Origin of the sequence: Hallerella sp. (assembly GCF_022776125.1) — a bacterium.
Taxonomy (GTDB): Bacteria; Fibrobacterota; Fibrobacteria; order Fibrobacterales; family Fibrobacteraceae; genus Hallerella; species Hallerella succinigenes.
This window is the reverse complement of the sequence record NZ_JALFIA010000048.1, coordinates 1-20,755: the sequence shown is the minus strand read 5'-3', so window position 1 is coordinate 20,755 and position 20,755 is coordinate 1. Positions and strand designations below refer to the sequence as shown.

At 41.2% G+C, this 20,755-nt stretch carries 19 protein-coding genes; 5 read left to right on the top strand and 14 right to left on the bottom strand.

Features of this window, described 5'->3' with window-relative positions; all coding sequences use genetic code 11:
- Positions 1-154: 154 nt before the first annotated feature.
- Both MR847_RS05940 and MR847_RS05935 read left to right on the top strand, forming a co-directional pair.
- Positions 155-1,525, top strand: a complete 1,371-nt coding sequence (locus MR847_RS05940) for a nucleotide sugar dehydrogenase (RefSeq protein ID WP_287723218.1) — start codon at positions 155-157, stop codon at positions 1,523-1,525.
- 35 nt (positions 1,526-1,560) lie between these two features.
- On the top strand, positions 1,561-2,277 hold the full coding sequence (locus MR847_RS05935) for a WecB/TagA/CpsF family glycosyltransferase (protein WP_287723217.1): 717 nt from the start codon (positions 1,561-1,563) through the stop codon (positions 2,275-2,277).
- Here the strand turns inward: MR847_RS05935 and MR847_RS05930 are convergent, their stop codons facing one another.
- Complete coding sequence (locus MR847_RS05930; protein ID WP_287723216.1) at positions 2,278-3,447, bottom strand: glycosyltransferase; 1,170 nt, start codon at positions 3,445-3,447, stop codon at positions 2,278-2,280.
- A 185-nt stretch (positions 3,448-3,632) separates the two neighbouring features.
- On the opposite strand from MR847_RS05930, the gene MR847_RS05925 reads away from it, so the two are divergent.
- Positions 3,633-4,739: a CDP-glycerol glycerophosphotransferase family protein gene (locus tag MR847_RS05925; protein WP_287723215.1), complete on the top strand. Its 1,107-nt coding sequence runs from the start codon at positions 3,633-3,635 to the stop codon at positions 4,737-4,739.
- Here the strand turns inward: MR847_RS05925 and MR847_RS05920 are convergent.
- The 3 genes from MR847_RS05920 to MR847_RS05910 are packed head-to-tail and all read right to left on the bottom strand — an operon-like array spanning position 4,679 to position 7,491.
- Entirely contained in the window at positions 4,679-6,076 is a 1,398-nt protein-coding gene (locus MR847_RS05920; RefSeq protein ID WP_287723214.1) for an O-antigen ligase family protein, read from the bottom strand. The two genes, MR847_RS05925 and MR847_RS05920, sit on opposite strands and share 61 nt — an antisense overlap.
- 9 nt (positions 6,077-6,085) lie before the next feature.
- Positions 6,086-7,081: a stealth family protein gene (locus MR847_RS05915; RefSeq protein WP_287723213.1), complete on the bottom strand. Its 996-nt coding sequence runs from the start codon at positions 7,079-7,081 to the stop codon at positions 6,086-6,088.
- Between the two features lie 8 nt (positions 7,082-7,089).
- The gene (locus MR847_RS05910) at positions 7,090-7,491 is read right to left on the bottom strand and encodes an FAD synthase family protein (RefSeq protein ID WP_287723212.1); all 402 of its coding nucleotides are present in this window, start codon (positions 7,489-7,491) and stop codon (positions 7,090-7,092) included.
- Between the two features lie 83 nt (positions 7,492-7,574).
- On the opposite strand from MR847_RS05910, the gene MR847_RS05905 reads away from it, so the two are divergent.
- Together MR847_RS05905 and MR847_RS05900 are read left to right on the top strand one after the other, a co-directional pair.
- A complete protein-coding gene (locus MR847_RS05905; RefSeq protein ID WP_287723211.1) occupies positions 7,575-8,792 on the top strand; it encodes a CotH kinase family protein in 1,218 nt (405 codons plus the stop codon).
- Positions 8,793-8,806: 14 nt separating this feature from the next.
- Complete coding sequence (locus tag MR847_RS05900; protein WP_287723210.1) at positions 8,807-9,655, top strand: endonuclease/exonuclease/phosphatase family protein; 849 nt, start codon at positions 8,807-8,809, stop codon at positions 9,653-9,655.
- Between the two features lie 86 nt (positions 9,656-9,741).
- Here MR847_RS05900 and MR847_RS05895 read toward each other — a convergent pair whose 3' ends face one another.
- The 10 genes from MR847_RS05895 to MR847_RS05850 all read right to left on the bottom strand — a co-directional run bounded on the left by MR847_RS05895 (position 9,742) and on the right by MR847_RS05850 (position 20,589).
- Positions 9,742-10,944: a CDP-glycerol glycerophosphotransferase family protein gene (locus MR847_RS05895; protein WP_287723209.1), complete on the bottom strand. Its 1,203-nt coding sequence runs from the start codon at positions 10,942-10,944 to the stop codon at positions 9,742-9,744.
- 2 nt (positions 10,945-10,946) lie between these two features.
- Positions 10,947-11,849, bottom strand: a complete 903-nt coding sequence (locus MR847_RS05890; protein ID WP_287723208.1) for a glycosyltransferase — start codon at positions 11,847-11,849, stop codon at positions 10,947-10,949.
- Positions 11,846-13,393 carry a lipopolysaccharide biosynthesis protein gene (locus tag MR847_RS05885; protein WP_287723207.1) on the bottom strand — a complete coding sequence of 516 codons (1,548 nt, stop codon included), beginning with the start codon at positions 13,391-13,393 and terminating at the stop codon, positions 11,846-11,848. The genes MR847_RS05890 and MR847_RS05885 overlap by 4 nt, the downstream gene beginning before the upstream one ends.
- A 32-nt stretch (positions 13,394-13,425) precedes the next feature.
- Positions 13,426-14,058: a hypothetical protein gene (locus tag MR847_RS05880; protein ID WP_287723206.1), complete on the bottom strand. Its 633-nt coding sequence runs from the start codon at positions 14,056-14,058 to the stop codon at positions 13,426-13,428.
- 335 nt (positions 14,059-14,393) lie between these two features.
- Positions 14,394-15,350 (bottom strand): N(5)-(carboxyethyl)ornithine synthase, encoded by a 957-nt coding sequence (locus tag MR847_RS05875; RefSeq protein WP_287723205.1) that lies wholly within the window; start codon positions 15,348-15,350, stop codon positions 14,394-14,396.
- Between the two features lie 2 nt (positions 15,351-15,352).
- Positions 15,353-16,144 (bottom strand): ATP-grasp fold amidoligase family protein, encoded by a 792-nt coding sequence (locus MR847_RS05870; protein WP_287723204.1) that lies wholly within the window; start codon positions 16,142-16,144, stop codon positions 15,353-15,355.
- 795 nt (positions 16,145-16,939) lie between these two features.
- On the bottom strand, positions 16,940-17,710 hold the full coding sequence (locus MR847_RS05865) for a glycosyltransferase domain-containing protein (protein WP_287723203.1): 771 nt from the start codon (positions 17,708-17,710) through the stop codon (positions 16,940-16,942).
- A 3-nt stretch (positions 17,711-17,713) separates the two neighbouring features.
- Entirely contained in the window at positions 17,714-18,754 is a 1,041-nt protein-coding gene (locus tag MR847_RS05860; RefSeq protein WP_287723202.1) for an NAD-dependent epimerase/dehydratase family protein, read from the bottom strand.
- Entirely contained in the window at positions 18,751-19,479 is a 729-nt protein-coding gene (locus tag MR847_RS05855; RefSeq protein WP_287723201.1) for an IspD/TarI family cytidylyltransferase, read from the bottom strand. Before MR847_RS05855 ends, MR847_RS05860 begins: the two co-directional genes overlap by 4 nt.
- 42 nt (positions 19,480-19,521) lie before the next feature.
- The gene (locus MR847_RS05850) at positions 19,522-20,589 is read right to left on the bottom strand and encodes an acyltransferase family protein (RefSeq protein ID WP_287723200.1); all 1,068 of its coding nucleotides are present in this window, start codon (positions 20,587-20,589) and stop codon (positions 19,522-19,524) included.
- Between the last annotated feature and the right edge of the window lie 166 nt (positions 20,590-20,755).

The window sequence follows — 20,755 nt, the reverse complement described above, 5'->3', positions numbered from 1 at the left end:
AAAATGAAAACGGAGCTAATAAACTCGGGAAAAGAACGAATCAGGGTGTTGGAAAGGTAATTTCTGTTACAGATTTTTTAGAAAACGCCTTAATTCTTTTTTTTTGCTTTTATTCGAACTCCTGAATTGAGAAAAATGCTAATTTTGGGGCGCTATGGAATTCAATACAAAGATTTTATGCATCGGAGCCGGCTATGTCGGTGGTCCGACGATGACCGTTATCGCGGACAAATGTCCGGACGTGAAAGTGACTGTAGTCGATATCAATCAGGCTCGTATTGATGCTTGGAATAGCGACAACCTTCCGATTTTTGAACCGGGACTCGATGAAGTGGTGAAGCGTGCCCGAGGCCGCAACCTTTTCTTCAGCACGGATATTCCGAATGCCGTTCGTGAAGCGGACATCATCTTTGTGAGCGTCAATACCCCGACAAAGACTTTTGGCCGTGGTGCCGGAAAGGCTAGCGACTTGCAGTACTGGGAAAAGACCGCTCGTGAAATCCTCGAAGTGGCGACGAACGACAAAATTATCGTAGAAAAATCCACGCTCCCGGTTCGCACCGCGGCTGCGATGGAACGCATTTTGAATTCGAACGACAAGGGACTCCATTTCGAAGTCCTTTCGAATCCGGAATTCCTCGCCGAAGGAACGGCGATCAAAGATCTGTTTGAACCGGATCGCGTTTTGATTGGAAGCCACCAGACGAAGTCCGGCTTTGCCGCTCTGCAGAAGGTGGTCGATATTTATGCACACTGGGTGCCGAAGGATCGCATTCTGACGACGAACCTGTGGAGCTCGGAGCTCACGAAGCTCACAGCAAACGCTTTCCTCGCCCAGCGTATCAGCTCGATTAACTCGATCAGCGCCCTTTGCGAAAAGACCGGTGCTGACGTGGATGAAGTCGCCTTTGTGATGGGCAAGGACCACCGTATCGGGTCGAAGTTCCTCAAGGCTTCGATCGGCTTTGGCGGTAGTTGCTTCAAGAAGGACATTCTGAATCTCGTTTACCTTTGCGGCTATTACGGACTTCCGGAAGTTGCCGCTTATTGGGAAAGCGTTGTCAAGATCAACGAATGGCAGACGCACCGTGTCATAAGCAGTATGCTTGAACACATGTTCAACACAATTGCCGGCAAGAAGATTGCGGTTTTTGGCTTTGCATTTAAGGCGAATACGGGTGATACCCGTGAAAGCCCTGCGAACCTCGTGGTACGTGATTTGCTTGCCGAACACGCCCATCCGGTGGTGACGGACCCGAAGGCAATCCACGATGCCAAGCGCGATTTGGCCGATGTTCTCTCCCAGGTTGAATTTGAAGAAGACCCTTACAAGGCCGCAGAAGGCGCCCATGCCGTGGTCGTTTGCACGGAATGGAAGTGCTTTGCGGAACTCGATTGGAAACGCATTTACAAGGGCATGGCTAAGCCTGCTTTCGTGTATGACGGGCGTAATATTTTGGATGCGGCCGCACTTCGCGATATTGGGTTTGATGTTGCAAATGTCGGTAAGGGAAAGGCGGAATAATTTTGCTTTGCAACTAGGAATGATGGAGTAGGCTTATGAAAAAGCTCATTCAAAAGATCATCCAGTCAAGCGAATTATCGGTTGAGGAGATTTTTACAAGAACGGGAAAGATATATTCATTTTTGAATCCTGTTTCTTATTTGCACGTGCGTCAATATCAAGATAAATATGGAGATGTTGACGGTTTGTTTGCTGATGGGGGCTTGTTAGTGATGTTTATTTCTTTCTTTTATGGAAAGAAAATACAGCGCTATAGCTTTGATATGACTTCGCTTGCGAAGAAATTCTTTGAATATGCTTGTGAATATCGTAAAACGGTTTATTTCATTGGTGCAGAAAAAGAATACATCGGCATTGCAAATGATCTGATAAAGAAAAACTATCCTGATCTAAATGTGGTTGAGTTTCGTGACGGTTACTTTGATAGTGTAGAAGAACGAAGTCAGTCTATTCAGCGTATTATGGATTTGCAGCCAGATTTTGTCGTTGTAGGCATGGGCTCTGTCGTTCAGGATTTTTATTTGATGGATTTGAAAAAGGCTGGGTTTAAGGGAATAGGATTTTCCTGCGGAGGTTTTTTCCATCAGATTGCTCAGAATGGTTCGCCTGAATTTTACCCTTACTTGATCAATACCTTGGGCATTCGTTACATTTATCGTATGTATAAGGAACCCCATACGCGTAAGCGTTATTTGAAAGCAGCTTTATTGTTCCCGATAGAATTCTTTTGCGATCGATTCAAGAACGATTGATCAGAGTTCTTTAAATAGGGTGTACCACTGATGAACTACTGAATCTAGAGAAAACTTTGTGGCTCTTTCCATTGCGTAATGAGCCATTTTTTTTCTCAATTGGTCATCTTGAATAAGCTTTTCAATGCGTTGAACTGTATAGGTTTCGGAATAGGGCTTCGGTGTAATAAAGCCGGATTTTCCGTCTTCGATAATGTCATAAACGGCTTCGTAGGATCCGTACACGACAGGGACGACGCCAAAGCTCATGCTTTCTAAAATGACAAGTCCAAAACCTTCTAAATCAGAAGTTAGCATATAGATGGAAGCATCTTTATAAAAGGAAATAGGAGCTGTTTCTTGAAATTCGTAGAATGTGACGCGAGGAATGTTTTCTTTTTTTACGGTCTCTATTAAAGTGGGTTTATGCGGTCCATCGCCAACAAGGATTAATTCCCAGTCTGGGTATTTAAGGGCAATTTGTTGCCAAGCAGAAATGATTCTGTTAACTCGTTTATTTTCAAAGTCCATTCTCCCGGCATACAGAATTTGTTTTTTCTTTTTTTCGAGTGAAAAATTGGTTAAATCAACTGGGATGGTAATCGGATTTCCGATGGCTGTAATACCATCAACCTGTTTGACTTTTGAATACTGGATTAACGGTTGAATAAAACTCTTGGAAAGCAGAATGTATTTTTCGTTATGGGCAATGTTGTAACGAATGCTTTTTTTGATAACAAGTTCTTTTGCAAAAAGGATGCATTTAAAAAAGATTTTTTTAAAGACGTTCTTTGCGGAAGAGACTTTGTCTTGGGCCGTGAGGATTACTTTGCTTGTGTAAGGAGATCCATGAAGAACGCTGATTAAATGGCAGGGAAGTCCTCGAATGGCCGCATTGCAGAGCTGGGTAGTTTTATAGGGAAGACCCCATTGGTTGATAAGGATATCAATTTTGCGTTCTTTCAGAATTTGGTGCAACTTTTGAACGTTTTCGGTGCTAAAAACGGGGTAGCCCAGCTTTAAGACATCGATGCCGTCGGACAGCTGCGATTTTAATTCCATATGGGGCTGTTCTATGGAAACAATTGTCACTTGATTTCCGTCCGAAGCAAATTTGTTGGCTAAGACAGTTGTAACAGTCTCAACTCCGCCGAAATTAGGATAAATCCGATAGAAAAAAAGAATGTTCATGGCGCCCTATGAAATTTATAAGCCTAAGATAAAAAAGAATGGGTCGATTAGGGATGGGAGTTGAAAAAAGATGCTGCTGTTTTAAATAATTAGCTAAATTGCAAAAAAATATTTGAAAAAATCACCCACTCGTTATTTCTATGATAAAATTAAAGAGCATTTTAGCTGTGTTGGCAAATCGGCTTTTGTCTAGTCTGGTTCAGATATTTCCCGTTTCTAAAAAAATATGGGCTTTTAACAGCTTTCCAGATTATACAGATAATCCGTATGGTTTTTTCTGTAAGGTTGTTGCAAAGAAGCCAGATGTTCATTTTATTTGGCTGATTTCGGATAAAAGCTTGGTAAAAAAGATCCAGGCTGAAATTCTTGAGAAAAATGTCTCTGTCTTTTATAAAAAGTCGATTCTAGGCTTTTGGTATTTTTTACGTGCAGGATATCTTTTTATTTCGCATGGGATTTTTGAACAGTACCAAGCGGATAAGTCTTCTAAGATCGTTGTAAATCTTTGGCATGGGATGCCTTTAAAACGAATTGAGTTTATGGATCCGACGACAACATGGGTTACCTATTCGGATTATATTATAGCAACGAGTGAAATGTTCAAAAACATTATGGGGCAATCGTTCAAAAAAGATGCAGAGCATACTTTGCTGATCGGTCAGCCGAGAAATGACTTGTTGTTTGATGAAACGGATTTTTTTGAAAAGCAGAAGATAAATCGTCAAGAATACGACAAAGTCGGTATATGGCTGCCTACTTATCGGTATTCATTGCTTCAGCAAAGAACGGATGGCGCGTTTCATGAAGGTCAACTGCTTTTTCTGACAATTTGCGATTTGGAGGAACTGAATAGTTTTTTGAAAATCCATCGACAGTTGCTGATTGTCAAATTGCATCCAATGGATTTTTTGCAGACGACAGAACTTCCTAGTTTTTCCAATTTGCGCATTTTAAAGCAAAAAGATTTGACAAGCCAACTATATCCATTGCTCGGAAATTGTGATTATTTGCTGACGGATTTCTCTTCTGTTTGGTTGGATTATGAAATTCTTGGAAAACCGATTGGATTTGTTTGCGACGACTTTAGCTCGTATAAAAATGGTCGTGGGTTTACTATTCCGAATTTAAAGGACTTGCTGCCAGGGCCTGTATTGGTGAATCTAGCAGAATTAGAACACTTCCTTTCGCATTTGCCGGAAAATAGGAATGAAGGTCCGTCCGAGTTCAATTATTATAAAGATTCGTCGGCATCGGACAGATTGTTGGCGTTGTTGGAATCGCTTTCCAAATAATCTGGATTTTTGAATAAGTCTTTTTGATCTTCGATTTCCATTGTGGCATCTTCTTCGGGAAGGCTAGCTGCTTTACAATTGCCTAAGCAAAAACCGATGGTGAGGAACATAAAGCGAAGTGTCCCTACACTATCGCCGGCAAGGAAAATAAAAGCATAACAAGATGCTGTTATGAAAAAACCGCTTGTGCCCGTGTATAGATGGGATTTTTTGTGGAAAAAAAATAGTAGGCTTATAATAATGAGTAATTGGGAAAATAATCCAATTAAACCAAAGTCGATTAAAATTCGAAATAAAAAAGATTCAAGGGCTCCAATGGAGGTGTTGGTTAATGTTTTTTCTCCATAGGCATTTACTTCGAAAATGTTGTCTCCCATGTAACCGGTTCCGTTGCCGGTAATTGGTTTTTGCAAGAATAAAACTGCTGTATACAAGAACTGTTGCGATCTCATTGAAATTGAGCTGCCGTTGCCTGAATCAAAGTAGTTGATGACAGAGTAAACTTTATAAGATCCTACAAGTAAAATTGTGACGACAATGGCAATTTTGATGGCGGGAGAAAATTTTTTGAAAAAATAAAGTCCAAAGAATCCGATAAGGCAAATCATACCCGTTCTTGATCCTGCGATAAAAACTAGCGAGCATAAGATTAAGAACAGAAATTTGAATTTGAGAGAAAATTTTTTGAGTTGCGGGAATAGAAGGTAGATGAAACAGAACAGCATTGGCGTCAATGTATTTGGGTGATGCGTTGTGATGCAAATGCGAGAACGCCATGACTGACTAATGGAAATGGATGTGCTTAAATTGTAAATTCCTTGATATATCGGAAACGCGGAGCAGATGTACTTGTACGGCATATTTTCGTTAAGTAGAAATTCAACGAACCCGAATGCGCAAAAAATAAATATGGGGATAAATAATGCTTGCAGGATTTTTTTTGCGGGAATATGAAGTCCAAACCAATAAGCGAGAAACAAGAATGCATAGTTATCAAAAACATAGCGGAACATGTCGTATATATTTTTGAAAAAGTTTCCTGCAGTTGAGGCTGCGGTAATGAAACTGGTTATCGCAAAGATAATGAGAGGTATTTTGAGCGGGAAGTTCTTGAACGCTTTTGAAAATCCTCTTGTGTCACAAAAATATTCAAAGAATAATGGAAGATAGAGAAATAAAGTTTGTGGGGCTATATAAGGAGAATTTCGGAAAGCGATGACGTGAGGAAAAAACAGCATTCCAGCAATTATAGAGCAAAACCGGAACTCTTTTTCTTTTCCAAAGAGACTCGAGGCCAGTAAAGCAAAAAAGCACAGGAGAACTATGAGAGTAATCATCGCTAACGGTTATTTTTCAAATGTGGATTTCTTGGGGAAAATCTTTTCAAAAGATTCAATGACTTCCATTTTTAAGGGCTTAAAAGAAGCTTCAGGGATTTTTGGGTCGTCGTTAAGACAGAGAATCTGGACTTTTCCTTCTTCAAGAGTCTTTTGAATGTCTTTAATAGAATCTTCGCAGATTTCAATGCGTTTGCGTTTTCCCTGGAAGGATATGGGATGTATTTTCCCCTCAGCAAATTGCCAATAACGATAGACCCATTGGTTTAAATGGGAGTAATCTCTAAATTTATCGCAGCAGGTCTTTTTTAAGCGATCGTTTTCTTTTTTCCAAACAGCTTCGAAGGTGGACTTCAGGAAGGGTTGCGCAGTGTGATAATTGTAGAATCCTGGGAAAACAGGAGCCGGCATGGTATAGAGTGCGTACAAATTGCTGTAAATGCCGTAAGCTGCGTTGAAAAAAATTTTGGGGTGTTTCTTGATTTCTTTGAATTTTTTGAAATGGCAGTTAATGGTGTAGATGTTGTTGTAGTCTACAGATTGGACGAGACTTGCAAGACTCGGAATTTTGTATACCATATTGGCCGCATCGCAGGGAAGTCCGTTGATGAAAAAATCGGATTCTTTCATTGGGGCAATGATGTGCATATCATCATTAAAATAGACAAACTGTTCGGAAAGACCTTCAATGCGGTAAATATTGTGTTCTATTGTATGGGAGTTGAACGTCGGCAGGTATTCTGCGGGAATGTAATCACTATGTTTAACGAAATGTAATTTAGGGTGATCAAGGTTGAGCCATGCTGGCGTATGACCGCAGGTAATGAAATGAATCCTGTTGACCCAAGGTGCGAAATTTTCAACGCCACGGAACCAATACTTTAAAATTTCCCAATCTCGGAATCGAGCGGGGCAAGAATCTCCTTGTCCTTTGACAGCGAATGAGTTTTTTGAGTTTTGCCATATAGGATCATTTCCGTCCACCCAAGGAATTACAAAATCCATAGGAATCCTTATGTTTGAATTTTCTGCTTGATGCTTGTCGAACTAATGCCGGCTGTTCTTGGAAGGTAGACGACGTCGCAATAGGGCTTTAGGAAATCGAATTGTCCTTCCCAATCACTGCCCATGACAAAAACATCGCATTGATATTTTTGCACATCTTTGATTTTTTGTTCCCAGTTGTCTTCGCGAATGACTTTTGTGACCATTCTCAGCGCAGCGACGATGTCACGTCGATTTTCGAATGGAATAGTACAATATTTTCCTTTTAGCTTGTTAAATTCGTCTGAGGAAACGGCTACAATAACTTCATCAGCTAAATTTGCAATTCTTTCTAATAAACGCAAATGCCCAATATGGAAAAGATCGAATGTTCCATAGGTGATTGCTCTATGATATTTTTTTGTAGTCATATCTAAAATATAGGAAAACAAAATTTCTAGAATTGAAATGGTTTTAATTGTTTTATGGTTATACACTCGGGAAATAGGTAGAAATGCACGCTCAACGTTTGATTTTTTGTAGCCTTAGTGCGATATTCCTTTTTCTAGGGTGTGTGTGGAATTCAGGGGCTGAAGGCTCGTATTTACCTTTGGACGACTCAGAATATCCTTATGCAGGAATTCCACGATTGGTCGTTGAAACGCAAAATTTTAAAGATATCCGCAATGTGGATGAATATGTGACAGCTTCGATGCAGATTTATGGAGCGGTTGAGCCGATTTCTGAAATTCAAGGATTAAAGATTCGTGGTCGAGGAAATTCGTCATTTACATCTTCTAAATTCGGTTACCGACTAGAGCTGGATCAGAAGCAAACATTGCTTGGCATGGCTGCTGATAAAGATTGGGTTTTGGTTCCGAATTTTACGGATAAGTCTTTGCTTCGAAATTCGATTACGCATATGCTTGCCCAAAGAATGGATTGCGGCTGGTTGCCTAAAAGTGAATTTGTTGAGGTTTATGTTAATCGGGATTATAAGGGTGTTTATTTATTGATGGAAAAAATTGAGGTTTCAAAAAATCGAGTTGATTTGGGGGACTATTCGGTTTTAGCGGAGGTGGACCATAAATATCGGGAAGGAGAACAGCTTGTTTTTTCGGAGGATTCAACTCCTTTTCGTATCCATTTTCCAAAAAAGGCTTCGCGATCTCTTTTAGAAGAATTTGAAAATTATATCAATAATTTCACAGAATTCCTTTCAGAAAATTTTACAACGGAATCTCTTCAGAAATGGATTGATATTGATAATTTTATTCAATATTATTGGATTCAAGAATTGTCAAAAAATCCAGATGGTGGATTTAATACAAGTGTTTATTTCTCTTGGGGAAAAGATCTTCCAATTTTGATGGGACCTTTGTGGGATTTTGATATGGCGTATGGGGCTTTGTATAATCGTTCTGCAAAAGGTTGGTTTATTCGACTTAAGTATTGGAATGAAAATTTATTCAAAAATGCTGAGTTCAAAAAAATGGTGGACTCTGTTTGGTTGTCTAATAGGGAAAGATGGATGTCAGTTGTGGATTCGATTCCTTTTTATGGAAATAGGTTACGTCCGGCTGCTGAAAATAATTTTCGTCGATGGCCCATTTTAAAGTCGTCGGAAATTTTAGGATATCCTACATCCAGTTTTTCGTCTTATGAGGAGGCTGTAGAAAGTTTCCAAAATTGGATTTATGAAAGAATGGAATGGATTGATTCTCAAATATGAAAAGGATTTGTTTGATGTTGTTGAGAAATCTTTTGCTTGCTTTTTTGGTTTGTTTAAGTTCGTTATTCGCGGATGAACCGTTAAAGTTTGCTACTTGGAATTTGAGGTATGCGAATGCTAAAGATTCTATAGAAGGCAATGGCTGGAATAAGAGAATTCAACCCATTGCGAATGCAATTCGGTCGAAAGATTTGGATGTTGTAAATCTTCAAGAAATGGATGAAGTGGATTCTATCCCGATGGTTGCGATGTTGCTGGCGGAATTGCCTGATTATGAAGCGGTTACATGCGGTGACTCGTTGTGTCAGGAATTCAATCCGATTTTGTACAAAAAAAAACGGATGCGTTTATTGAATCATGGCATTTTTTGGTTTTCTCCAAATCCAAATTTTTCTGGAAAAGCTTGGGATGCGATGTATAGTCGTTATTGTACATGGGCGGAATTTGAAGTACATGGTAGGATTTTTTTTGTCTTTAACGCACATTGGGATCACAAAGGCTCGGCAGCTCGTCGTGAAAGTGCAGCAATGACTCCTCAAATGGTAGAAGATATTTCAAAGGGAAAACCTTCGATATTCGCAGGCGATTTGAATTGTCAACGTAAATACGATTGCTTTCAGCTTTTGAAAAAAAACTTTTGGAATGATGCTAGAGAAAAGTCGAAATTTGTTTATTTGCAAGATTCCAGTTTTAATCGCTTTAGCGATGGAATTGGGAAGAAAAGTGTGGATCACGTTTTTGTGACGAATGATTTTTTTGTTGATCACTTCTCTATTACAAAAGAAATCTATTTTGATGGGGAAAAATGGCGTAATGCTTCGGATCACAATCCTGTTATGGTCAAGATGTTTTTTGTGCCGTAAAACCATGCGTAAAATCGGCTACTTTGGCTGAAAAAATGGCTTTCAAAGCACTCTAATGAATGGATGAAAATTTAGGCGATTGGAAATCAGTCGCTTTGAATCTGGTTCAACGTTTGTGTATTCCCTTGCATAAAATCATGAATTAACTTGGCGATGTCTTGAGAGGCGTGTCCTGATTCGTAAAGCTCTGTTCTTTGTGTAAAAGCTTGCCAGGCTGATTGATCAAAAGAATTTTTGCTCTGACGAAGATTATGCAGCAACTGAGAAAAATTTTCGGCAAAAGGGAAGGGTAGACTTGAAAGTTCGTAATAGACACCATGTTCTTCTTTGTATTTCTCATAGTCAGGGGCATAAGTAAAACATGGAATTTTGCGGAGAGCTCCGTCAAAAATTCCACTCGAATAATCAGAAAGAAAAGCGTCTGCGCTGAGGAGTAGTTCTTGCATGTCTGGATAGCAGGTCACATTCTGAACAATGTCGCGATACTTTTGGTCGATGGAATTCATATCATTTGTCATCGATGGGTGCCAACGAACGAAAATTGTCCAAGAACCACCCCATGATTCGTCCAAGACCTGTTTTATCTGGGTCCAATCTATGTCGAATAGATTTTTATTTGGGGTGTCTCGGAAAGTAGGTGCGTAGAGAAAAATTTTTTCACTAGAATTTAGGTGGAAAAAATGTCTGATTTTCTGATAGATTCCGGGATTCTTTTGAATAAGGATGTCATTTTTGGGGTATCCGCATCGCCAGATTTTTCCATTGTAATGAAACGCTTTTCTGTAGATGTCTGTCAGGTGTTTTGAATTGGAAATGAATATGTCCGCTAATTTACAGGTGTTTTTGATTTCTTGAAGTTGCCATTGACTTTGAGAAATGTTGGCGACGTCTTGTTGAATTTTCTTTATGCCGAGTCCGCCATGCCATGTTTCGATAAATAACTGCCCTTTTCTTTTGCGAATATGAGCTTCTATGCGATGTGTATCAACCCATACTTTTGCTGTAGCCATGTGATAGGATTTTTGAAAGGCGGAGTAAAAAGGAATTGCTTTGACATAGGGCGGAAGAGCATAATGGAATTTAGTATCTGTCTGCCATATGATTCGAATTTTCGGATCAATCTCATGTAATTTTTCCAAGATATATTGAGAATTATCTCCGTATTTTTTTCCGCGAAAAGTCGTGATAACGATCTTATTTTGCAAAGGGAAAATACGGAATATATAAAAGAGAGCCGTGCTTAAATAGGCTCTGCCTTGACGATATAGATTGCGTAAAAAAGAACTCATTTTTACCATTCGATGAAAATTTTGCGATTGGTTGTATAAATGGCGTGGTAGTGCTTTAGACGGAAAAGAAAATTTTTAAGACGCCCAAATTGAGAAGTACGGTTGTCTCGATATTGGATGGTGTAGTTTAAAAAATGCTCTTGGTCTGGCGAAAGAATGCTTGATCTTTGGCGAATCGCTTCCGCCAAAGGAATGCGGTCTTTTCTTGCCCGATTACGCTTGAATCGTAACAGGTGAAATAAGCAGCGCCAATGCGGTCTGTGGGACACGTTTGTGTCGTGGATGCGGTGTCGAGTCACAATGTCTTTTGTGTAGACGATGCCGTTGTTGAAACAGGCTAGGGCTGCAAACCAGGTGTCGTGATAGAGGACGTCTTGCGGAATGGGAAGCGCTGTTTGGAGAAATTCGGAACGAATCAGCATGGATGCGCCTTGAAAGCAAGAGTTGTTGTAGAAGATACGATAGGCGAAATCCAAAGGCTTTGTAGGACAATCATAAAGGAAATCCGCTTTGCTCAAGGTTGTGCCAATTTTTTGATCCTCTCCGTTAATGAGAATGGCATCGCCGCAGGCAATGTCGTGGTCTTGGATGTTTTGAAGCAAATGTTCTAGATGAGTGCTTTCCCAAATGTCGTCTTGATCGGACAGTGCGACGAATTTCCCTTTGCATAAAGAGATGGCTTTTTCAAAATTTTTTTTGAAGCCCAGATTTTGTTCGTTCTGATAACAATGGATGCGTGAATCTTCGCTCGCATTTTTTTGAAGGATTTCCCAGGTCTTGTCTGTAGAACAGTCGTCACAAATGATGATTTCAATGTCCTGGACGCTTTGGCGCAGAATAGAATCCAACTGCTTTTGGAGATATTTTTCGCCATTGTAGGTGGCCATTGCGACTGAGATCATCATGACTGGGAGCTCCTCATACGAAGGACTTTTTTTATGATGTTGTTGATCAACAGCTTCTCTTCTTTATCCAAAATGAAGAAATATCCTATTGTGAATCCTATGATTATGGCTAAAGCTGCGTTAGCTGTTAGGGATATCCATGATATGGATGTTTGGAAACTTTTGAAGCAAACTAAAATAGCGGAAAGAATGCCGAAAGATAGGATGCTTTTAATCGCATTCTTGTACAGCAATCTTGCTTTTAGTTTGGTACAATAGGCTCCGTACAAGGGCAGGAATGTGACCGCTTTGATCAAGTTGAAAATTGCTCGCGTTGCTGCAATGATAAGCATTTTTGTCCAAGTGTCGTTTGTTGCAAGAACACCCAAAAGAACGCAGAGGAAAGTTGCGGAATAAATGCCGATACCTAAAAGGGAATTTGCTTTAATCTTATTGACGATGGGGTAGACGTTGTAGATGGGTTGCAGAGGCATGGCAAAGGGCAAGTCTACACAGGCGACAATTGTCAGTATGTATAGTTGATGTGCATTTTGATTTGGAAGCCAAAGACTGTAAAACCAATCGCAATAGATAAATAATATGGAGAGAGGGATAAATGAAATTACTCCAAAAAAACGGATGGATTGGAGCAACTGTTTGTGAAAACGCTCCCGGTCTCCTTGTGCATAAAATTTGGTCCAGTTCGGAGCGAAAACCGCATTGATTCTTTCGTAAAAAGTGAGCATAATGGAAGGAACCCTTCGGGTAATGGCGATAATACCCATTGGGGTTGTTCCGATCAGAAGATTCGCGATTAGTAAATCCAGGCCATGCCCGAGGATTCCGTTTATTTTAGAAATAACATTCCATACTCCTGCACTTAAAAGTTCTTTGATTTTTGCAAAATCAAAATATTGCCGTTGGACATATAATTCCGGTGTTAGGGCGTTTCGAAAATGAAGGTTAGTAATGGCAACGTAGACGGAACAGATGGTGGCGACAATTCCTATATACCATACCGCAGGAGCAAAGAAAAAGAATAAGGTGAAAAGTAATCCGCAACGAATAATGTCGGAAACGATAACTCGAGAGGAAGAAAGATCGAGACGATTTTTGATGAATGTACAGACGTTATAGACATTGAAAATCAAGCTGACAAAAAAATTGAGAAATGACAGCGTAAATAAGAGCTTGACATCATTTATCAAATTGTCAGGAATATGGATGATGTTTTCCAGATGGAATATAATCGCAATCGAAGCGATGCTCAAAATGGCGACCGTTATAAGATTTGCCCCAAAAACGGAACTGAAATATTTTCGCGCGGATTCAATATCCCCTTTGTGGACGCTGATAGTTATGAATCTTCCTGCCATGGAATTCAGCGCCGTTGTAATCAGTTGTGCGTAGCTTACAAAGCTGCTGGCCAGTCCGACAAAACCATAGGCATCTGCTCCTAACTTTTCAACAATAAATGGAGTTAGGAAAAAGGTTATTCCAAGCCCGACGGCAAAGGAAATAAACTGTGCGATGCTGTTGATGAAAAAACGCTTTTTCTCAGACATTTGTTATCCAGGATCTAAATGTGCAATCCCATTCAAACGGGTTGAATGGAAGAAATCCGCCCCAGTGAAAGAAAGTGAGCTCGCCGAAATAGATTTTTTCCGTTTATTTCATACAGAACAATTCTAGCATGAGGAATGTTCTCTGCCAATTGTTCTGCAAAAGCTGTCGTTTCATTGAATAAACGAGGTCTTTGAATAGGAATTGCTGAATTTGGATGCCCATTTGTAAAAGGGAGATGATTGAAATCCCTGTCGAAAAAAACAAATTTTGTCTCAGCATCTTTTTTTTTGACGATTTGATGCGATAAAAAGAGCTTTAATAATTCCATTAAACCAAGTTTCCGCAGTAACTCAATCTTAGTTAAATCAAATCCCATTTGAAGACTATAAAAATAAAGGTTTGTCGAGGGTTTGAAAAAATGTCGTTTTTCATCTAAATTGATGATATTCAACAAAGAATTTAAAATCCAAACGGCAATAGTTAATATAGAAACATAGAACGGCAAATTTACGGTATTCGGCGGTCTCGCATGCGTTTTGAACTTACTTTCCAAGAGCGGTTTGCCGAAACTGCTAGAAAATAGGCTCGGCAGGGCAATGAAGGAACTCTCCGTCAAAACCACGATAGTGACCTTTTCAATGGCGAATACATCTACGGGCGCCATCGTCACGCACGATTCATTGACTCACCTCTGACGTGTCGTGCCAACGCGTGTATCTAAGATTGTGCGTAATCGCCCCAAATAGCTCCAAGAGATGCAACCTATATTCTCCGAGGCCAGGGGACAGTTTTTTTTTGGGGGGGGAGGCGAATATGTTATGCCGGCAACTTATTGCGGCATCGAGGTTATAGGTGATTTTCTAGAGCAATGTGAAAAAGTCGTTAAGCCTTTTCGCCGTGAAAATTAGTTTCGAGGTTATTCAACGGCAGAATGTAGACTAGTGCCCAATATGTAAGAGAATTGGCAAGTTGTTTTGTCAACTTTTTTAATAAAAGTGTTTACCTGTTCTGGAATCGGATGATTTCCTGGTCGATAATGTTGCCGTTTTCAAAGATCAGGGAGTCCTGCAGCACTTTGTCGATTTCTCCGGTCATCAGTTTCTCAATGTAGGGGTAGATGACCTTGGAGTTGTCGTAGGAGAAGGTCTTGTAGAATAGGGATGGAGTATGGTCCACTGCATAGTGGGTCACGCCGGCCACCACGTAGGTGGGGTTTTCGATGGTGGTGGGAATGCTGGTTTCAATACCTCCGTGCCTATCGCAGCTGACGTCGATAATCATGGAGCCACGTTTCATTCGCTTCAGGTCGGACTTCGACACAATGTGGTCCTTGCGGTTAACATCCCATAGGATGCAGTTCAATATCACATCGTAGTTGCCGATTTCGTCACGGAGCAGTTGTTCGGTCTTGCGGCTGTACTGCATTACGTGTGCGCCCAGCATGTTCAGCACCCGTACCGCTCCTCGGGCGGTGTTGCCGTTGCCAATAACGGCGACTTTCAGACCGAAGGGGAGTCTTCCATAGCACTGGAAGGCGTGTATGACGGCGGCTTCGCCGGCGAGTTCGTTGTTGAACCAGAAGGTATGCCGACCGTTTTCGAACATATGTTCCCAGGCGTAGGCGGTCAGTCCCGATGCGATAATCTTGTCGGTAATATCCCGATTTTGGGTGGCGTGTACCCAGCCGAAAATGGTTTGGCCTTTATGGAGCTTTTCCAGATAGTCAGCGTCGCCCACCTTGGGATCGCAGATGATGTCGGCTTGGAGTACTTCCTCGTGGCTTGCGATATGGCAACCGGTTGCCTTGAAATCTTTGTCGGTGAGACCCAGTACGTCACCGAAACCGGTTTCGATAGAGATCTGTTCCGGATGGGAGAGCCGTTTTAGGTCATTTGGAACAATGGCCCTGCGGTTCTCGTTTTCTTTGTGGCTGATCGGAAAACCTACGGTTTTCATAATTATCTCCTTGCAACTTTATCTAGATCAATCATCTGTCCGAAATAGAGATCCGTTTCGGGTAAAAGGTTGGCGTCGAATCCGCTGTCCGGGAAAAATGTCATTTCGCCGAAGTAAATTTTGCCGTCGCATTCGAACAGGTCCACTCGTACAAAGGGAATGCCTTCGGAAAGCTTGGTGGCAATGTCGAACATTTCGTCCATGCAGGGGGGCTTGGGGATAGTAAAGCCTTCGGGGGCGTTCTTGCCCCGGACGTTCAACCGTTTCAGATTCCAGTCCCTGTCAAAGAAATAAAACTTAACGTCGTTGATGTGGCGGTCTAGGCACACCATGACGTTGTCTACCTGGCCATGGAAACAGGCGAACTTGTAGTCCACCAGAACACCATTCTTGTCGGCCATGTATTCTTCGGCGATAATGCGTGGGGGAACGTTCTTGTAAGGCCATTCACGGAATTTGTAATAGAAGTTTCTTTTTAGTCCCCCGTCCAGCTTGGCTTTGGCCTGGGCCAAGTCCAGTTTTTTCTTGTCCTTGCAAATGACGTAGCTACCCGAGTCGTGGTTGCATTTCAGGACGAACTGGTTTGGAAGCTTGTTGAAATCGATGTCGTCGAAGCGGGACCACACGCCAAGTGTCTTGATGATGTATTGCTCTCCGAGTTTTTCGGTGGCCCATTTTTTGGCAGCAACCTTGTCTACCAGGGTGGTGTAGAGGGGGTTACGGTTGTAGAGCTTGAGCCATTGGAGCTTTTCGTTAAATGTCCTTGGATTGGCTAGATCCAGGGGACGTCCCATGTAATGCATGAATCGTCGCTTCAGATATATGGAATCAGGAATATGATTCCTGATAAACTGCTTTAATTTTTTCATACCATACCACGTACACCGAGGGCAAAGATGTATCTCTAACTGAAATATACATTGGGGGTAGGAGGGTGTCAAGCGAGGGGACCACTGCAGTCGAATTTCGGGTATCCGTTCCTATTCCCAAATTCGAATATAGGCTCGTTCTTGGGACCGAACCGTCTAATAAAATCGCTGGATTCATTAAACTGATTGGACTTGGTACAGGTGTTCGGGACATTTTCGGTATTGGGTAAAAAATGGTTGCGTTTGACCGAGTCTTTTTCTCAGGCACAGCTGTTTTCGGAAATCCAGTTGTACCATAGTATTACCTGTTTGGTGTTGCTCATATGAGGCTAATAAAATGAGTGCCTAGGATTTCTTTCTTGACAATGCTTCTTCTTGGCAGGGCCATAAGTTAGTATAAGTTTCTTTTGTCGCAAACTAATTAACGATAAAAGAAGATATATGTATTTTCCTTAGTTTCCGAGGTAACTCAATCTAAGTTAAATCAAATCTAAATTGATGAGGCCTTGGTCGCCATCTACTTTTCCAGTGGCGAAAGCATCGAGAATGTTAACGAGCTCCGTGATTTCTAGAGAAGGAACGAGCGGAAGTCGAGTCCCGATGTCGTCGGCAGAGCAATGAAGGAACTCTCCGTTGTAAGTGCAGCGTACACGGGGAAACGATGACTCCGACCTATATTCTCCGAGGCCAGTGGACAGTTTTTTTGGGGGGGCGAATGTGTTATGCCGGCAACTGATTGCGGAATCGATGGAATAAGTTGACAATGAGGTTATAAATGAGTTTTCCAATTCTCTTTAATTTTTTACCCCAAATGTTTTTTTTGCGTAGATGGGATGTGAAGGCGAAAGCTTTGTAATTCCGTGCGGATTGCCCTTCTGGAATGATGTAGTCGAAAGGGATGCTGTTTTTCCATAAGGTGTATGGATAGGTCAGCTGATCTCGCCGGGAAAAGCGGTTGATGAGGTCCCACCATTCCTCGCACTGTTTTTTGATTTTTTCACTCTGGTTGTTTCGCAGAATGACGTTGGCCTCAAACATGCCATAGTGTTGAGGAAAACCTTGTTTCTTTAGAAAAAGCAGAGTGCGCAAGATATTGCTGATTTTGTCTAGGTTGTAAGTGAAAACAACGTAGCCTTCGTCATAAGGGCAATCGCGGAATGGGTGTTTGATCCCAGAAAGAATTACTCCCTTTTCAATTTTATCAAAAATTCTTGTGTAAAAATCTTTGCCGATAATTTGAATGTTGGCATCCATATAGACACTGTAATCGTAGTCGGACAGAAGTAAATGCGGGTGCATTTTGGGGTATCTAGAAAGCAGAACCTGATTTGTGGATACGTTTGGAATTTGTCGGAATTGCCAAACGGAATTGGCCAGTGCAGGCGGATTGTTTGTAAAGCAGATGTAGTCGCATCGAGAATCGATGACCTTAGGATCTTCTAACTGATCATATTGACCGGTTAGGGCTGTATAAATTGCGATTTTTTTCATCTGCTATGCCATAGTTTGAATTAAACGATCAAACATGGACGACAAATCTTGGGTTGGGCACCAACCGAGAGCTCGGAGCTTGCTTGTGTCTAGGTTCATGTGCAATGTCGGTGCGTAACCGAATTGAATCAAGTCTGCTTCTTGAATTTCGACTTGAATATCGCCACCGGCGCAGTGCTTGGCCACGACATTTGCCATTTCAGAAATAGAACAATAAGTGGATTCGTTTGCGGCGTTATAAGCTTCACCAGAGTTTCCCTTTAGAAGAACGAAAAGGATGGCGGAAACAGCATCGGCTGTGTAGAGGTAATTACGCTTGGTTTCGCCTTTCGTGTGCAGAATAATGTTTCTTTTTTCAATCGCGCATCTCGCGAAGTCTGCGAAAACTCTTCCGTCATTGTAGTCCACGCCTGGTCCAAACGTTTGCGTGAGACGAAGTACTTTTGTAGAGATACCGTATTCGTAAGCGTAGCTGGAACAGAGGGATTCGCACAGCCGCTTGCTCTCTGGGTAGCACGTGCGAACGCTCATCGTATTTAGATCCGTTGAATGCGTTTCTGAAATTTTTTCGTCGGTATGGGGCATTCCATAAACTTCCATAGTGGAGAGAAAGACGAAAGAAGAAACTTGTTTCTCTCGTGCGAGTTCCAACATATTTATGGTGCCGTCTATGGCAGTGCGAATTGTTTCAACTGGTTCAGAAACAAACGCTTTGCTGGACGTTTGGTTTGCTGCGTGTACGATGTAGTCAATTGGACTGTCGATGTGAATTTTTTTTCTGATGTCAGAGACGACAAATCGAATTCGGTTGAATTTATTTCCGAACAGATTCTGGGCCTTTTCCTCGTTGCGGATGACGGCTGTGATTTTCATTCCGAGAGCGTTTTCGTCTTCGATCTTCAGCAAAGCAGAAAGAAGATTGAACCCGATGAGTCCAGTAGCTCCTGTGACAAGAATGGATTTCCCGGCAAGAAGATGGATGCTTTCCTTAAATTGAGCCGCGATGCTCGCTAAATCTTTTTCAAAAATTTCAGGATGATTCATGCATTGATGCCGTAAATTTGGGCGTCTTCTTTAACTTGAAGGACCGCTCGCATGGTATAAAAGTCTTCAGGGGTTGTAATCTTGATGTTTTCGTAAGGACCATCTATCATGTGAAGATGGAATCCATAGTACTGCATCATGGAACAGGAGTCGATAAAGTCATCCCTGCCGGCATCGAGTGCTTTATGATGTGCCGACAAAATATCGTCCAGCCAAAAACATTGGGGCGCTTTTGCGACACGAGAATGGGCACGGTCGGGGACTGTTTTGATGTCGCCATCATCGTTGATTTCGACGATCGTTTCTTTAACGATGCCGCTGGTAATGGAGGATCCGTATTTTTGGACAGATTCAATATTTCGAGAAATAAGATTTTCGTTGATGAGCGGACGGACTCCGTCATGGATCAAGACGACGTTTTTTTCGTCTTGAGCGATTTCTTTTGTCGCAAGCAATCCATTGTAGATGGAAAGCTGCCCGGTTTTCCCGCCTGGTACAATGCGACGAATTTTTTGCAGGTGATATTTGAATACTAATTCTTTGAAGTAGTCTATCCAATCCGAGACACATACGACGACAATCGCGTCTATTTGAGCGTTTTTTTCAAAATGCTCAATCGTGTGCACGATGATGGGCTTGTCATAGATTCGAAGGAACTGTTTTGGCAATTCTTTTGAATTCATCCGGGAACCAACCCCGCCAGCAAAAATCAGCGCAATATTCATAGTATCTCCAATTTCCAATATAGAATTAAAGACTATGATCGTTTATCGGCTAGACTTGGATGCTGCCTTTTTAGGGGTGTACTGCCAAAAACGGAATAAGAACGCGATGGCGATTGTGAACAAAAGGCAAAGGACCATGTAAATGTAAGCGTGTGATTTGACGAATTCTCCGTTGTTGATGCTGTATAAAATCATCATCGGGAGCCTTTGATATATGTAAAGCGGGAACAGGTTCATGCCCAGCCACTTTAAAGGCTCATTTTCAATTTTGATTTTATACGATAAGGCGACGATGAGCAAGGCGAAAATGCAAGCCGTTAAATTGTATTTTAAGTACAGAAAATCACTGTGGATTGCCTTTAAGGCGATAAAGAGTATAAATAAAGCAAGTAAGATTTTTTTGTAATGATTTCGAATGAGGAAATCCAATTTTTGCTTGTGAATAGAAAAGAAAATACCGAATGAAAATGCTAAAATAGTGTTGTACCAATGAGGCTTTTGGTAATGGGAAAGAATGAAAATGGAGCAGAGAGAAAGGAACAGGATGAATAATCCTCGGAGATGTAAAGAGAGATTCCTTTCTCTGAAAATGACAAACGAAATGAATGTGATTATATAGCAGAGGATAATAACGAATATATACCAGTTGCTGTTACCGATGCTTATCCAACCGATAAGAGCTTGTAGATATGTGGGTATTGTTAGGACTTTTCCTAGAATTAAATCGGCAATGGCAAAAACGGAAACAGCTACGGCAAAATTCATGAATGTCGGGAGAATTCTGTTTTTGGGCATAGAAAGGATATAGGAATCCTTTTTTTTCAGGATAGATTCCATCACTCCGTATCCAGAATAAAAAAGGAACATGACCACAATCAGTTGCCCTAATTTTTGGTCTATCAAGAGAAGAGGCTTGTCCCAAAAAGGGGAACCGATGTATCCGGATTTTTCAATGTATTGCAAAAGATGCCGGACAAATACAAAAAGGATAAAAAGGCCTTTGATTGCGTTGCAGCGGTCTTTGGATAGGACGTCATCAAAGAAAGACGTCTTACTGATTTGAATTCTGTAAATGCATAAGATGAAAAAAGCAATGTAGAATAAAATCATAAATCCTCTGATACTAAAGAGAGCCGTCCATCCATTCAATGCGCTGCACAATCCAACTTTTAAGGGAATCTACGGATTCGGTATAACTGTCATAACCCTTTGAAAAGGGCCAAATGGAATGTTCCTTTAAAACGGGCCAACGTTTGTATTCGTTATTGGCCACTTT

What these genes read in the sequence shown, in the direction of transcription:
- MR847_RS05940 (WP_287723218.1), top strand. Translation starts at nt 155, where the DNA reads ATGGAATTCAATACAAAGATTTTATGCATCGGAGCCGGCTATGTCGGT.
- MR847_RS05935 (WP_287723217.1), top strand. Translation starts at nt 1,561, where the DNA reads ATGAAAAAGCTCATTCAAAAGATCATCCAGTCAAGCGAATTATCGGTT.
- MR847_RS05930 (WP_287723216.1), bottom strand. Translation starts at nt 3,447, where the DNA reads ATGAACATTCTTTTTTTCTATCGGATTTATCCTAATTTCGGCGGAGTT.
- MR847_RS05920 (WP_287723214.1), bottom strand. Translation starts at nt 6,076, where the DNA reads ATGATTACTCTCATAGTTCTCCTGTGCTTTTTTGCTTTACTGGCCTCG.
- MR847_RS05915 (WP_287723213.1), bottom strand. Translation starts at nt 7,081, where the DNA reads ATGGATTTTGTAATTCCTTGGGTGGACGGAAATGATCCTATATGGCAA.
- MR847_RS05910 (WP_287723212.1), bottom strand. Translation starts at nt 7,491, where the DNA reads ATGACTACAAAAAAATATCATAGAGCAATCACCTATGGAACATTCGAT.
- MR847_RS05905 (WP_287723211.1), top strand. Translation starts at nt 7,575, where the DNA reads ATGCACGCTCAACGTTTGATTTTTTGTAGCCTTAGTGCGATATTCCTT.
- MR847_RS05900 (WP_287723210.1), top strand. Translation starts at nt 8,807, where the DNA reads ATGTTGTTGAGAAATCTTTTGCTTGCTTTTTTGGTTTGTTTAAGTTCG.
- MR847_RS05895 (WP_287723209.1), bottom strand. Translation starts at nt 10,944, where the DNA reads ATGAGTTCTTTTTTACGCAATCTATATCGTCAAGGCAGAGCCTATTTA.
- MR847_RS05890 (WP_287723208.1), bottom strand. Translation starts at nt 11,849, where the DNA reads ATGATGATCTCAGTCGCAATGGCCACCTACAATGGCGAAAAATATCTC.
- MR847_RS05885 (WP_287723207.1), bottom strand. Translation starts at nt 13,393, where the DNA reads ATGTCTGAGAAAAAGCGTTTTTTCATCAACAGCATCGCACAGTTTATT.
- MR847_RS05880 (WP_287723206.1), bottom strand. Translation starts at nt 14,058, where the DNA reads ATGGCGCCCGTAGATGTATTCGCCATTGAAAAGGTCACTATCGTGGTT.
- MR847_RS05875 (WP_287723205.1), bottom strand. Translation starts at nt 15,350, where the DNA reads ATGAAAACCGTAGGTTTTCCGATCAGCCACAAAGAAAACGAGAACCGC.
- MR847_RS05870 (WP_287723204.1), bottom strand. Translation starts at nt 16,144, where the DNA reads ATGGGACGTCCCCTGGATCTAGCCAATCCAAGGACATTTAACGAAAAG.
- MR847_RS05865 (WP_287723203.1), bottom strand. Translation starts at nt 17,710, where the DNA reads ATGAAAAAAATCGCAATTTATACAGCCCTAACCGGTCAATATGATCAG.
- MR847_RS05860 (WP_287723202.1), bottom strand. Translation starts at nt 18,754, where the DNA reads ATGAATCATCCTGAAATTTTTGAAAAAGATTTAGCGAGCATCGCGGCT.
- MR847_RS05855 (WP_287723201.1), bottom strand. Translation starts at nt 19,479, where the DNA reads ATGAATATTGCGCTGATTTTTGCTGGCGGGGTTGGTTCCCGGATGAAT.
- MR847_RS05850 (WP_287723200.1), bottom strand. Translation starts at nt 20,589, where the DNA reads ATGATTTTATTCTACATTGCTTTTTTCATCTTATGCATTTACAGAATT.